The sequence below is a fragment of the Thermomicrobium sp. 4228-Ro genome (assembly GCF_026241205.1).
Lineage (GTDB): Bacteria > Chloroflexota > Chloroflexia > Thermomicrobiales > Thermomicrobiaceae > Thermomicrobium.
Genome location: NZ_JAPFQM010000006.1, coordinates 101,074 through 114,028, shown reverse-complemented (window position 1 = coordinate 114,028; position 12,955 = coordinate 101,074). Strand labels below are relative to the sequence as shown.

The following is a 12,955-nucleotide window of genomic DNA, read 5'->3' as shown; positions in this document are numbered from 1 at the left end:
GTTCAGCCGGTTCGGCCGGGGTAGCGTGCCAGTGCTTCGCCGAGGAGTCGAGCAGCGCGCTGGAGGAGTTCTTCGGGCTGAACCAGGGCGATACGAATCGCTCGGCGGCCGAAGCCGGGGGTCGCGTAGAACCCGGCGAGCGGTGCGACCATGACGGTCTCGCCGTCGAGCTGGAAGTCGGTGAGGAGCCAGACGGCGAAACGCTCGGCGTCGTCCACGGGAAGTTCCGCGACGAGATAGAGTGCGCCGGCCGGTGGAATGACGCGCACGCCGGGAATGCGGGCGAGTGCAGTGAGTGCGATGTCCCGGCGACGCCGATAGGTTGCGACGACCTCATGCACGTAGGTGTCAGGTGCCTCCAGCGCGGCGACTGCGGCGAGTTGGGCAGGGAGCGGGAGCGACAGACGTAACTCAGCGAGCTGCGCGACGGCGGCGACGATGTCCGGATTCCGACTGATGAGAGCACCGATACGAAGGCCACAGGCGTTGAAGCGCTTGGAGACACTGTCGAGAACGATCGCTGCACTCTCGAGCCCTGGGATCTCGAGTGCGCTGGGTGCGCGGCTGCCGCTGAAGACGATCTCGCGGTAAGTCTCGTCGCTGTAAAAGGAAAGGCCGTGCTCGCTCGCGAGCACGGCGAGGGCTTCGAACTGTGAACGATCGTAGACGACTCCGGTTGGATTGGACGGGCTACAGAGAAGAATCCCACGGACGCGCGGGGAGATCCGTTCGCGTACTGCGTCCGCTGATACCGGCCCATATCCATCCGGTGAGGGGACGGGAACGAGTTCGACGCCTGCCGCGGTAAGGATGCCCTGATAGGGCGCATAGAACGGCTCGGGAACGAGGATACGATCACCCGGATCGGTCGTCGCGAGTACAGCGAGAGACAGTGCTTCGCTCGCGCCTCCGGTCACGATGACCTGCTCGGGCTCGACGGTGAGGCCGACGCGCTGGTAATAGCGTGCCCAGGCGGTCACCAGCTCGGTCATGCCGCGGGAAGGTGTATACGTCGGTCGCTGCGTCGCTGCGGCAGCGAGCGCAGCGGGAACCCCGGGTGGGGGTGGAAGGTCAGGCTGGCCGATGTTGAGATGGATGACGCGGATACCACGCGCTTTCGCTGCTTCGGCATGGGGAACCAGTCCACGAATCGGAGACGGCGGGATCGATGCTGCCCGCACCGAAATCCTCGGTACGACCGTTCGCTCGACCATCGTTCCTCCCCCACCCGACGACATAGACAGCCAACGAGTGTAGCACCATGAGCGTGCGGATGGTGCATATTCGGACGAGTGGCGATGGGCCGGTGCGTGTTACGCTTGACAGCGAAACGAGGTGCGTCGTGCCGCTCGTCGATCACCGTCGATCTCCTGAGCAGGCAACGGCTCGCGATCTCCGCCGTACTGGAGCGATCGTCCTGCTCTCGTGCTACGAGCTCGGGCACCAGCCGCTGAGCCTGGCGTTGCCGTTGGCTTACCTGCGGGAGGCCGGCTATCGGCCCATAGCCATCGACGCTGCGGTTCAGGAGCCGGACGCTACGATGCTCGCCGGGGCAGCGTTGGTGGCGATTTCGGTGCCGATGCACACCGCGCTCCGGATCGGTGTGGCTCTGGGCCGGCGAATCCGGGAGGTCAACCCAGGCGTTCACCTGTGTTACTACGGACTCTACGCGTGGTTGAACCGAGACTACCTTCTGCGCGAACTCGCCGATAGCGTTATCGGCGGAGAGATCGAGTTGCCGCTCCTGGGGCTGGTGCAGGCGCTCGAGCGAGGGGAGCCGGTCACGGTGCCGGGTGTCGTCACGCGGCAGCGGGATGCCCAACCAGCACTCGTGCGCGTCTCGTTTCCTGTGCCAGCCCGGGAGACGTTGCCACCCCCGCGACACTATGCGCATCTCGTGATGAACGGACGGGTCGTACCGGCGGGGTACACGGAGACGACCAGGGGGTGTCATCACACCTGTGCGCATTGTCCGGTCGTGCCGGTGTACCGAGGGAGATTCTTCGCGATTCCTCGGCAGGTCGTGCTGGCCGATATTCGGCAGCAGGTGGCACAGGGAGTGCGGCACATCACGTTCGGTGACCCCGATTTCCTCAATGGGCCGACGCACGCGCTGCGGATCTGCCGTGCCCTACACGACGAGTTCCCGGATGTCACCTTCGACTTCACGACGCGGATCGAGCACATCGTTGCGCATCGTGACCTTATCCCGGAGTTCCAGCGGCTCGGCTGCGTCTTCATCGTCTCGGCTGTCGAGCTGCTGAGCGAGCGCGTGTTGCGCGCGATCCGGAAGGGGCACACGCGAGCTGACGTGGTCGAGGCGCTCCGCATCTGCGACGAGGCGGGGATCGCGCTCCGCCCCTCGCTCCTTCCGTTCACCCCCTGGACGACACTCGCCGATTATCTCGAGCTCCTTGCCTTCATCGAGGAGGAGGAGCTGATCGAACATGTCGATCCGGTTCACCTTTCCATTCGGCTGTTGATTCCGCCTGGATCGGCGCTGCTGGAGGAACCGGCCATCCAGCCGTATCTCGGTGAGCTGGACGAGGCGAATTTCACCTATACCTGGCGACACCCCGATCCGCGCATGGACGCGCTCCAGCGGGCCGTCGCAGCGCTGGCCGAGCAGGCGACGCGCGAGCAGTGGGATCCGTACTGCACCTTCGCCGCTGTCCGGGCGCTCGCCTACGAAGCAGCCGGTAAGATGCCGCCAGCCGAACCACCCCGACAGCGGCGCAAGCGACCGGCTCCGCCGCGCCTGACCGAATCGTGGTTCTGCTGAGCGGAGCCGCTGGAGGACTCGTCGGGTCCGGTAACCGAGTGAACGAGACAGCGTACTGGCGAGCAAAGCAGTAGGGTTGCTCTTCGTCACCGCATGGCTGTCTCAGGTTCGTGTGGCTGGATACCTCGGCAAGGGTGTCAGTAAGCGTGTCACTGTCGATGTGGTGTCGCGGAGACTGTGGTGACCGCAGCCGATCGCTCCTGCCGGGCGACAGGTACCAGCGGAACCGTCGCGACGAGCGTCGCTGCGGCCAGGAGCAGAAAGAGCCCGCTCCCGCTGGCCAGCCCGGGAACGAATCCACCGATGATGCCGCCGAATGACCCGACTCCGTTCACGATACCGACAGCGAGCGCGGAGTGCGCTCGCCCGGCCTCTGCGCTCGCGACACCGACGATGAGCGATTCAGCTGCGTAGAGCGTCACCCCGAGCGCCAGCAGGACGAGTGCGAGAAGCCACCACCGGCCTGTTCGAGCTGCGACCGGGTAGAGAACGAGCGTGAGACTACAGCCGAGGAGCGCCAACAGCGCCGGGAAGGCTCGTCGCGACGCGAAGAGGCGGTCGGATACCGTACCGGCGAGGAGCGGACCAGCCAGACCAGCCAATCCGAGGACACCAGCGAGGGTCGTCGCCAGCGCTGGGTCGAGCGTCGGGATGGCATCGTGAACGAGCACCGGTGCCCAGAACACGGTCGCGTAGATGACGGGCTTCAGCAGAAAATCCGCGACGCTGAGGAGCCAGACCGCCGGCTGGCGGAGAACGTCGCTCCAGCCCGCACTCGCTCCGGTGGTGACTGAGCGAGTCCTGCGGTGGCGAAGCCCGAGCCAGCGCAGGTAGATCGTGGTCACGAGAGCAGCAACGACTGCACTGGCGAGCGGGGCAGCACGCCAGGATCCAGCAACCGCGTAGGCGATCCAGCCGAGCACAACCGGTGCGGCGAGCGCGCCGAAGGCGTAACTCGTGCTCAGGACGCCGAAGGCGGTTCCGCGGCGTTCGACTGGCGTGTGCGAGGCAACATCAGCGCAGACTGCTGCCCACCCGGTCGATTGCGCGATTCCCTGGACGACGAGCGTGGCGACGAGCAACCAGGGATGCCGCACGACTGCCAGAGCGAGTGCCGCAGCGGCTGCGAGGAGCAGGCCGAAGCTGACGAGACGCCGGGGGCCGAGTCGTTCGGTCACTGCACCGGAAACGAACTGACCAGCGGCGTAAACAGCGAGGAAAAGGGCGTCAGCGAAACCCAAGAACGCGCGCGACAACGCGAGGGACGGGTCCGCTAAGAGACCGAGCTTGCTCGCCGAGAAGGCGAGACGAGGAAAGTAAAAGGTCGCGTAGGCGAGCCAGCTCGCAGCGAGTACCTGCGTCGTGCTGGTCGTTTCGGTCGAGCCATGATGGGGATCGTTCGATCGACTTCCGTCAACCATCGATCTCGAGCCGTACGACGCACCACCCTACGACTTCCAGCTCGACCAGGCAAGTCCGTGCTGGTAGGGGCCGCAGGCCTCACACCTGCGACCTTCTACGACGAGGATGCTCGGTGCGAACGGCTCACCGGCGCGGATCTGCAACGGAGTGCCGTACACTTGGAGCGATCGATATCACGCGAGGATATGGACGACAAGGATGAACGACGAACGACGTCGCGACGAGTGGGAAGAGGTTATCCCGGAACGCTCACTCGTTGTCCGCGAGCCGTGGGCATCGTATATCGTGCAAGGGCGGAAGACCTGGGAGATCCGGCGGTATCCGACGCGTATCCGCGGCCGTATCGGGATCGTGAGTCCCCGTGGCTTGATCGGGGCGGTACGGTTGGTTCGGGTCCTCGGGCCGTTCTCGGTAGAAGAGCTTCTCGAGGAGATCGAGAGGCACCTCGCTCCCGAGGAGTTCCTGCGGGCATATGCGCAGGAACGGCCACTCTGGGCCTGGGAGCTCGAGGAAGCGGAAGAGTTCGCTGAGCCGTACGAAGTCGAACGAGCCGGTGGACCGCGCATCTGGGTCGTCCGCCGCCAAGTACGCCGACGTGAACGCTAGGCTCCTTCAGCCTGGACGATGCCGCCATAGCCGACGACGAGGACGCGGTCCGGCTCGAGCGCTCGGATGACTTCCGGGCGATGCGTCGCGATGAGCGCGGTGATACGGAGCCGTCGCAGGAGCATCGCGATCTTGCGGGCGACTCGGCTGGCGAGCGCGGGATCGAGGTGGGCAGCGAACTCGTCGAGCAGCACGAGGTTCGGTCGTTCAGCGAGGAGGAGTGCGAGGCGCGCTCGCTCGCGTTGCCCGGTCGACAGCTCTTGCGGAGTCGCGCGCCAGAGCACGGCGTCGCTCAACCCGACGGCGTTGAGGAGTTCCATCGCGCTGACAGGGTCCTCGACCGCAGCGACGATGCGCTGGAGCAGCGGTTCTCGCCCCCACTTGGGCTCGATCTCGCCCGGTAAGAGGGCTGCAGCGACTGCGTTAGCGGGGACCTCGATGTGCCCAGAGTCGGGGCGGTAGCGCCGCCCGCGCTGCTCGCTCGTGGCACCCCACACGAGCCGGAGCAAAGTCGTTTTGCCGGCACCGGAGGCGCCGATGAGCGCCACGATCTCACCTGGCTCGACATCGAGATCGAGATGGCGGAGCACGACCGTCTCGACCACACGTCGCTCGACGCCGAAAGCCCGCAGGATGGCGCGGAGCTCCGGATCCAAGCGGTCCAGATCGAGCGAGCGCCGGTAGGCCTTGCGGACATGACGCAAGCGGATGGGTCCGGCCAGTGGCTCGGGAGGTTGAAGAGCTGGGCGGTACAAACGTCCCTGGTGCAGCTGAGCGACCGAATCGGTCGCGATGAACTGCTCGATCAGGGCATCGGCTTCCGGGACCAGACCATGGAACAGGACGGGGCGGCCCGAGGCGGTATCCCAAAGGTAACGGAAGCCAGCCCGTTCGAAGAACGGGTTGTAGCGCGCCATCATCGCGACCGTCTCGACGATCGCTTTGGGGCGGCGCATCTCGGGAATGCGCCGGTCGAGAATCCAGCGCAGGGCAGCGCTGACGAGCGTGTGGCCGAGCCCTTCACCGCGGTAGTCGGAATGGACGACGACGCGTGCGATACGTGCAGCCCGAGTGTCGCATTCGGCAAGAGCGCGCTCTTCCGCTTCGGCCCAGAGTTCGTCAGGATCGGCGTCCGACTCCTGCTCGCGCAGCTCGCGGTAGTGGTGTTCGGGCCAGTAGGTCGGCTCGAACCAGTCGGAAGGAAAGACCTGTCGGCGGATGTGCCGGACGAGGCTGCCGTCCGGTAGACGCCGGTGCATGATCGGGAGGGGTGGGTCGACGCGCACATACCCAACGATCGTCGGCTCGTACGGTTCGCGATCGACCAGTTCAGCGACCAGGAAGCGGCTCGCCCGGGTGGAGCCGAGGAGGTCGGTGAACCGCATGGGACGGTGGCAACGGGGGCAGAGTGGACGAGTGTTGGCATCGAGCGTCGTTTCGTCCACGGGGCACGTCCAGCGAGCGACATACTCGTGTTCGCTCGCGTAGTGCGATTGCTCGAGTTCGACGATCGCGAGGAAGTCGGTTTCGCGAGCTGCCTCCCGAAAGCGGAGGCGATAGGTAGCCAGGACGGTCTCGGTGAGCGGCGACCGGTGTTCGAAGGTCGCTTCTTCTTGCCACAGCGGCCAGACCGGTAGCAACTCGTCATCGGTCAGCTTCCACAGTGCATAGTTCTGGAAGTTGGGTGGATCGTTCGCTGCATCAGCGAGCGCGAGGACGAGTCGCTCGCCAGGTCGGAGCCACTGAGCTACTGTCCCGGTCATCGGCAGAGCCAGTTCCCCCGCGCCGTCGCTGACGACCAGGCGACCGAACCAGCGGTAGCGCCACCGCTCGAGTCGTGGCGCGAGAACGTGAACCACGCGCTCGCTCGTCACCTGCACGCTCTCTCCCGCTCCGGAGTATCGTACCCGAGCGGCAATGGCCAGGCAGCCCCCCGTTGCGTGGCGGGGTACCGACGGGCCGCTGGGTAGCGGGTCTCCCAGCAGCTCGTCACTGCAGGAGTACTACGGTCGCGCGAGGATCACGTCGAGCACGGCTGACTGCCCGTCGCGGACGTGAGCCAGCGCGCGGCGAAGGGCGGGAAGGACCTGATCAGGCTCCTCCACTCGCTCGCCGTAGGCATCGACCGAGCGGGCGAGCAGATCGAACCGTGGCGTCGGAGCGAGGTCGATACCGACGAACTGTCCCGTGCTGACCGAATACCCTGCTGGGTAAGCAGCGACGAGGGGAAGCCGGGTCGCGTTGTAGCAGCCATTGTTCAGAACCACGACGAGGATGGGTGCCTTCGCCTGCTGGGCGATCCACAGGCTCGCTTCTGGAACGCCGAACAGGAAGGATCCATCACCGATCAGCCCGACGACTGTCCGGTCCGGTGCGGCCAACTTGGCACCGATGGCAGCACCGAGTCCCCAACCGAGGCCAGAGCCACCGCTCTGGAACCAGCTGCCGAAACTGTCCGGCCGGATCTGGCAGAACAGTGGGACCTGGCTGGTGATCGCCTCGTCGATGAAGAGGATATCGGGGTTCTCGCGGCGGAACTCCTCGAGGCAATACCCCAGCCACTCGACGGTGATGGGGCGCGTCGTCGCCTGGGCGGCGGCTCGCTCGCGCCACTCGGCACGCCGGGCTGCGGTGGCCGCAGCGATGCGCTCCTTCCGTTCCTGGATCCGCCGCCGGTCGGCTTCGGTGATGCGCTCGCGCGCTGCAGCAGCGAGGAGTGGGAGAGCGGCTCCGGTATCGGCCCGAATGGGGAGATCGACTGGGAAACTCCAGAGCGGAATCCGTTCCTTGACCGGATCGACGTCGATCTGGATAACCGTCGCCTGTTCCGGAAGCGGTGTGCGCGTCGGGATATAAGGGACATCGTGGTCGAGGATCAAGACGACATCGGCTTCGGCCAGCCCGTGCTCGAGACCGTAGTTGTACCCGGCGTGGAGCGGGTGGTCAGCTGGGAAGTTGGCGCGCGTGCGCCATTCGACGACGGGGAGCGCCAGGAGCTCGGCCAGCTCGAGCAGCCCGTCCCAGCCGGCCCGTGTGCGACCGGTAGTCGAGGTGAGCACCAACGGTCGCTCGGCCGCGACGAGGATTTTGGCTGCCTGGCGCAGGAGATCCGGGTCGCCGGCGCCGAGGCGTACCGGTGGGAAGCGGCGAGGATCCGGGATCGTGACACGCTCGACACGCTCCATCAGGACCTCGCGCGGGAGGGTGAGATAGACCGGTCCGGTTGGATCGCTTTCCGCGATCTGATAGGCGCGCGCGATGACCTCGCCGACCTGGTCGGCACGACGTAACTCGTAGTCCCACTTGACGTAGTTCCGGACGATACCGTGCTGGTCGAGCTGCTCCTGCAGCCAGTGGATGTAACCGTCGCGTGTCCCACGAATCGCCGGATCAGTGGTATAGGGAGCCCGCCCCGCACTGAGCAGGACGGCAGCACGCCCGCGCTGGGCGTTGTGGACCATCGCTCCGAGATTCTGGGTGCCGACGTCGACGTGCACCAGCACTGCCTGGGGGCGGCCCGAGACAGCGTAGTACCCGTGAGCGGCCGCGAGGGCAGGAACTTCGAAGGGACAGAGCACGACCTCGACCGTCGGTTGGCCGAGTGCACGTCGCTTGGCGACCGCTTCCTGGATCGGAAACGTATCGGTACCTGGATTCAAGAAGAGGTACGAGACACCGCGGGCCAGCAGCGCTTCGACATACGCTTCAGCGATTTCCACATCGTACAACTCGCGGGCGCCGGTCAGTGGGGCGACATCGACCCGTTCAGCCATGCGTTTCCTCCTTCGTGCGTCCGCTCTCGTGGCGCGTCAAGTGTATGGCGGTTCGAGAACCTTCACCAGACGGCGGTTCCGAATGGTCGAACCTGGCGGACCGATCGCTGTGCAGGAGGGCTCGCGCAATCTCGATCAGCCGGATTCACAACCGATGCCGTCCCGGTCAGTATCCAAACGGTGGGGATCAGGCGGTTGTACGCGGAAGCGGCGATACGGGATATCGCGACAATCGAGGTCAGGCGGCGGGGGAGGGACACAGATGTCGGGATAGCTCGGATCGCAGCGTGCGTCGCGTGCTGGTGGTGCGGTGGACGTCGGTGTGACGTCCGCCGTGCTGCAGTGACTCCACAATCCCGCTCTGGTCGCCTGAGCGACCTGCTGGGCTGCGGCCAAGCGGGCTGCGTACCGTGTATCCGGCGGGTACTCGCGTGCGACAGCCGCACCGCGCCGTACGAGTTCCTCGTTGAGGAGCAGGCGCTGTCCGTTCCGGTCGATCCAGACGTACCGCAGGAGTCGCCCGTAGCGATCGGTCTCGCTGACGTCGCGTTCGAGAAGGACGACCGTACCGGGTGGGGCCAGCTCGGCGAGCAGTCGTGTCGCCTCTTCGTTGTAGCACTCCGGCGGATGTCCATCGCTTCCTCGCTCGGGAGCGTCGATCCCGATGAGCCGCACGACCGCTTCGCCGCGGAGGGTCACGACCGTGAGGGTGTCGCCGTCGATGACAGTGCGGACGGTGGCGGGCTCGGTGAACGGGGCGGGCGCGGTGGGAGGTGGCGAGGTGACCGGGCGAAGCCCCGCAGGAGCAGTCGGCGCGGTCAGCCCGGCCGGCGTGACGACCGGACTGACCGGTGAGCGTGGTACCGCTGCGCCGTCGCCCGATGGCGCTGGGGCGCATGCAGTGAGGACCAGCAGGAGGAAGAGGCCAGCCAACCGACGCATGAAAGTCACTCCCAGGCGACGATCAGCTGGTCGAGCGGGCGTCGTGGTCGACGCTGCGGGTCGGCAGCAGCATAGCCGAGTGTGATCAGGGCCTGCGGTTCGAGCTCCTCCCGGAGCCCCAAAACGCGGCGGACCACGTCGGGACAAAAGAGGGGAGCGCACATCCAGCCGGTGTCGAGGCCGAGGCGGTAGGCCATGAGGAGCAGATTCTGCACGGCTGCGCCGAGGCTCTGCACGGCCATGATGCGTTCAGCCTGCTGACGCTCGGCATCGGGATACCGATCGAGGTCGCACGGATCGAGGCAAACGAGAATGAGGACGGGTGCTTCGCGGAGTCGCCGTTGCGAGCCAGCCAGGCGGCGTGCGATGGTCTCCTCGTCCTGGCCGTCCAGAGCCAAGTGGTATCGCCAGGCGTCGGCCATCGCCTCGGCAAGTTCCTGTTTGCGCTCGTCTTGGGTAAGGACAACGAAGCGCCAGGGTTGCGTTCCGTGCGGCGATGGGGCCCAGGCGGCAGCTTCGAGCACGGCCATGACGAGTTCGCCGGGGACGGGATCGGGACGCAGGCGACGTACCGAGCGGCGACCGCGGATGAGTTCGGGCAAATCGAGCGGTCGCGCACCGGGTAATCGGTGCAGGTCGGGAAGCGGTACGAGCGGTGGCGGTACGGGGTGTCCGTTCTCTGGCATGGCCGTGCTCACGTGAGGGGTGTCGCCGGTCGCGGCTCGCTGGCCGGTGTCGGAGCCGGTATCCAGGACAGGACAGTGATCGATGTCCACAAGAGGACGAATCCAGCGAGCTGGACGATATCGATCGTCGCGCCCAGAGTGAGCCAGTTCACGACGATCGCGAGAGCCGGAAAGGCGAGTTCGGCCAGTGTCGCGTAGGAAGCTCGGGTGTGGCGAAGGCCAAGATAGTAGATCAGCATCGCGGCCAACCCCGGAACGAGAGCGAGAAAGGACAAGCGTGGTGCGTACTGCGCGAGGCCGACGGTAAAGGTGCGCACGAAGGTACCCTCGAAGAGCGCGAGACCAGCCAAGAACGGTAACGCGAAAAGGAAGCGCGCAGCGGCGAGCGTCGGGAACGACAGTGTACCCAGGACGTACCGACCGAGCACCGTGGCACTGCCCCACAGTGCAGCGGCACCCAGTGCCAAGAGTGCGGTGAGGATGCGCTCGCGGGGGAGGAGCCAGAGGGGCTCGAGCACATCGCGGCCGAACGACACGAGGTACGCACCGGCGAGTGCAGCGACGAAACAGGGCCAGTAGAGGCGCGGCAGTTGCTCTCGGAGCAGCACGGCGGCGAGCAGCACGGCGATGAGGGGTTGCACCTTCTGCAACAGGATCACCGTCGTCGGGTTGCCAATGCGGAAGGCAGCGGTGAAGAGGACAGTCGCCAGGCCAGATGCTCCCCAGGCGATGACGAACAACGCCAGCCAGCCGCGCGGCGACAAACTCAGCAGCGCGCGTCGCTGCCACAGGAGGACGGGGATGGCATAGAGTGCGAGAAACAGATGCTCGGCGAAAACGATCGACGTGGCAGGTAAGAGATCTGCCAGCGGTTTGCGGATCGGTGCGTCAACGGCCCAGAGTGCCGCGCCGAGCGCGACGACGAAGGCACCCCAGCGGGTTACCGGGAGCTGTCGTTCCGTCACGTCTCCCCCTCTCTCTCGCGGACGCTGCGCAGCCGTGCGAGATCTTCCGGAGTATCGAGATCCAGCGCGAGCGGCAGCGCCCACACCTCTCGAAGCGTACACCGAGCGCGACGCGCTGCAAGACGATGGCGCACGCGACTCTCGGGCCCGAATGCCGGGATCGGAAGGTCGGGAGGGGACAGGGCGAGGAGGTTGGTACCGGTGCCGTGGCGGTCCGGCGCCAGGACAACACCGTGCGGCTCGAGCAGTGCGAGCGCTGTGCGGAGCGTCGTCATCTCCAGCAGGGGCAAGTCACCGAGGACGACGAGCAAGGCACCGAAGTCTTCGGCAACGGCATACCGCTGGGCGAGCACGATCGCTCGCTCGAGCCCCGGCTCAGTCTGCTCGAGTGGGAGGGCTCCCCAGGCTCGGGCCGCGACGGCCAGGTGCGGGTCGGGAGTGACCAGAGCGACTTCGTCGATGCCGGACACGCTCCGGAGGAGCCGGACGGTCCGCTCGGCGAGCTGGAGCACGAGCGAACGGCGCGACGCCGGGTCGAGTACAGGGGCGAGTCGCGATTTGGCGGTATCGAGCCGCTGGACGGGAATGACGGCGAGCGTGCGGATCACCGCGTCACTCCGTGCAGCCGACGAGCGAAGTCGAGCGTCTCGCGTGCCAGACGCGCCCGGTCGGACTCATCGTGCATGACGGCATCGGTGACGTAGGGTTCGATCCCCATGTTCCGGAGCGCGTCGGCGAGCGCTGTATCCTGCACGTCGATGACGAGGCCATCGAGAAAGTCCTGGTAGAGACGAGCCACGCCGAGTGGTGACACCTCGTGCCCGAGCGAAGCGAGCATCCGGTCCGCTGGCCCTTTCAATGCCCGCCCGCCGACGATCGGGCTGACGGCGACGATCGGAACAGTGGCGTGGCGCAAGCGCTCGCGGAAGCCAGGAAGTGCAAGCAGCGGACCGATACTGACGATCGGGTTGGATGGGGCGAGGACGACGATCTCTGCTTCCTCGAGCGCTCGCTCGACCTCCGGGGTTGGACGTGCGTGCTCGATTCCATCGAAGCGCACGCCGAGTACCGGATCCTGCTGGCGTCGCCGGACGAAATATTCCTGGAAGGGGAGGTCACCCACGGGCGTGTGGACGATCGTGCGGACCGGTTCGTCGCACATGGGCAGGATGCGAGCGGCGACACCCAGTGCACCGGCCAGCTCGCTGATGACTTCGGTGAGGCGAGCTCCCTGGTGCAGTCGCTCGGTTCGCAGGATGTGCGTGGCGAGATCGCGATCGCCGAGCCAGAACCAGGTCGGTCGGCCGTAGCGGCCGAGCATTGCCAGCGTGTTGGCGGTATCGCCGAGAATGCCCCAGCCGGTCGCTGGGTTCGCGATGCCGGCGAGGGTGTACATGACGGTGTCGAGATCAGGGGAGATCGTGAGGCCGTAGAGTTCGAAATCGTCAGCTGTGTTGACGATGATCGCGAGTCGATGACCGAGGCCGAGCTGGGCGAAACCGTGAGCGAGCTTGGCACCTCCGACGCCGCCGGCCAGGACGACGACCGTTCCAGTGACCTCGGGTGGCTGTGCCATCGATGTGCTCCTCTCCGCCTCCGCTGTTTCGAAGCCGGGCATGCGGGCCGACGCGGCCAGTTCCGAACTCGTTCGGATGCTACGGGGAAACAGTGCGTCGCGGCAACGGCCGGGAAGCATGCCGTCGGCGAGAGGCTCGTTTGCCGAGATGCGGGCGGATGTCCATGAACTGGAGGTGCCTCGCGCTCAGACTCGTCGCGTGG

At 66.2% G+C, this 12,955-nt stretch carries 11 protein-coding genes; 2 read left to right on the top strand and 9 right to left on the bottom strand.

Annotated elements, in window-relative coordinates; translation table 11 throughout:
• Positions 1–2: 2 nt before the first annotated feature.
• The gene (locus tag OO015_RS10075; RefSeq protein WP_265941134.1) at positions 3–1,214 is read right to left on the bottom strand and encodes a pyridoxal phosphate-dependent aminotransferase; all 1,212 of its coding nucleotides are present in this window, start codon (positions 1,212–1,214) and stop codon (positions 3–5) included.
• 47 nt (positions 1,215–1,261) lie between these two features.
• Here OO015_RS10075 and OO015_RS10070 point away from each other — a divergent pair, with 47 nt between their 5' ends.
• Positions 1,262–2,782: a CUAEP/CCAEP-tail radical SAM (seleno)protein gene (locus tag OO015_RS10070; RefSeq protein WP_265941133.1), complete on the top strand. Its 1,521-nt coding sequence runs from the start codon at positions 1,262–1,264 to the stop codon at positions 2,780–2,782.
• A gap of 149 nt (positions 2,783–2,931) precedes the next feature.
• On the opposite strand, the gene OO015_RS10065 is transcribed toward OO015_RS10070, so the two are convergent.
• A complete protein-coding gene (locus OO015_RS10065) occupies positions 2,932–4,203 on the bottom strand; it encodes an MFS transporter (RefSeq protein WP_265941132.1) in 1,272 nt (423 codons plus the stop codon).
• A 199-nt stretch (positions 4,204–4,402) separates the two neighbouring features.
• Here OO015_RS10065 and OO015_RS10060 point away from each other — a divergent pair, with 199 nt between their 5' ends.
• On the top strand, positions 4,403–4,810 hold the full coding sequence (locus OO015_RS10060; protein WP_265941131.1) for an ASCH domain-containing protein: 408 nt from the start codon (positions 4,403–4,405) through the stop codon (positions 4,808–4,810).
• On the opposite strand, the gene OO015_RS10055 is transcribed toward OO015_RS10060, so the two are convergent.
• The 7 genes from OO015_RS10055 to cofD form a co-directional block, all read right to left on the bottom strand.
• Positions 4,807–6,690, bottom strand: coding sequence for a GNAT family N-acetyltransferase (locus OO015_RS10055; protein ID WP_265941130.1), 1,884 nt, complete (start codon positions 6,688–6,690; stop codon positions 4,807–4,809). The genes OO015_RS10060 and OO015_RS10055 overlap by 4 nt on opposite strands.
• Before the next feature lie 123 nt (positions 6,691–6,813).
• Positions 6,814–8,583, bottom strand: coding sequence for a thiamine pyrophosphate-requiring protein (locus OO015_RS10050; protein WP_265941129.1), 1,770 nt, complete (start codon positions 8,581–8,583; stop codon positions 6,814–6,816).
• A gap of 135 nt (positions 8,584–8,718) precedes the next feature.
• On the bottom strand, positions 8,719–9,525 hold the full coding sequence (locus tag OO015_RS10045) for a thermonuclease family protein (protein WP_265941128.1): 807 nt from the start codon (positions 9,523–9,525) through the stop codon (positions 8,719–8,721).
• Between the two features lie 5 nt (positions 9,526–9,530).
• On the bottom strand, positions 9,531–10,211 hold the full coding sequence (locus tag OO015_RS10040; RefSeq protein WP_265941127.1) for a nitroreductase family protein: 681 nt from the start codon (positions 10,209–10,211) through the stop codon (positions 9,531–9,533).
• A gap of 8 nt (positions 10,212–10,219) precedes the next feature.
• A complete protein-coding gene (locus OO015_RS10035) occupies positions 10,220–11,176 on the bottom strand; it encodes a DMT family transporter (RefSeq protein ID WP_265941126.1) in 957 nt (318 codons plus the stop codon).
• A complete protein-coding gene (cofC, locus tag OO015_RS10030) occupies positions 11,173–11,784 on the bottom strand; it encodes a 2-phospho-L-lactate guanylyltransferase (RefSeq protein ID WP_265941125.1) in 612 nt (203 codons plus the stop codon). Before cofC ends, OO015_RS10035 begins: the two co-directional genes overlap by 4 nt.
• Positions 11,781–12,752 (bottom strand): 2-phospho-L-lactate transferase, encoded by a 972-nt coding sequence (cofD, locus tag OO015_RS10025; RefSeq protein WP_265941124.1) that lies wholly within the window; start codon positions 12,750–12,752, stop codon positions 11,781–11,783. The genes cofC and cofD overlap by 4 nt, the downstream gene beginning before the upstream one ends.
• Positions 12,753–12,955 lie beyond the last annotated feature (203 nt).

What these genes read in the sequence shown, in the direction of transcription:
- cofD (WP_265941124.1), bottom strand. Translation starts at nt 12,752, where the DNA reads ATGGCACAGCCACCCGAGGTCACTGGAACGGTCGTCGTCCTGGCCGGC.
- OO015_RS10045 (WP_265941128.1), bottom strand. Translation starts at nt 9,525, where the DNA reads ATGCGTCGGTTGGCTGGCCTCTTCCTCCTGCTGGTCCTCACTGCATGC.
- OO015_RS10065 (WP_265941132.1), bottom strand. Translation starts at nt 4,203, where the DNA reads ATGGTTGACGGAAGTCGATCGAACGATCCCCATCATGGCTCGACCGAA.
- OO015_RS10040 (WP_265941127.1), bottom strand. Translation starts at nt 10,211, where the DNA reads ATGCCAGAGAACGGACACCCCGTACCGCCACCGCTCGTACCGCTTCCC.
- OO015_RS10075 (WP_265941134.1), bottom strand. Translation starts at nt 1,214, where the DNA reads ATGGTCGAGCGAACGGTCGTACCGAGGATTTCGGTGCGGGCAGCATCG.
- OO015_RS10070 (WP_265941133.1), top strand. Translation starts at nt 1,262, where the DNA reads ATGAGCGTGCGGATGGTGCATATTCGGACGAGTGGCGATGGGCCGGTG.
- OO015_RS10050 (WP_265941129.1), bottom strand. Translation starts at nt 8,583, where the DNA reads ATGGCTGAACGGGTCGATGTCGCCCCACTGACCGGCGCCCGCGAGTTG.
- OO015_RS10060 (WP_265941131.1), top strand. Translation starts at nt 4,403, where the DNA reads ATGAACGACGAACGACGTCGCGACGAGTGGGAAGAGGTTATCCCGGAA.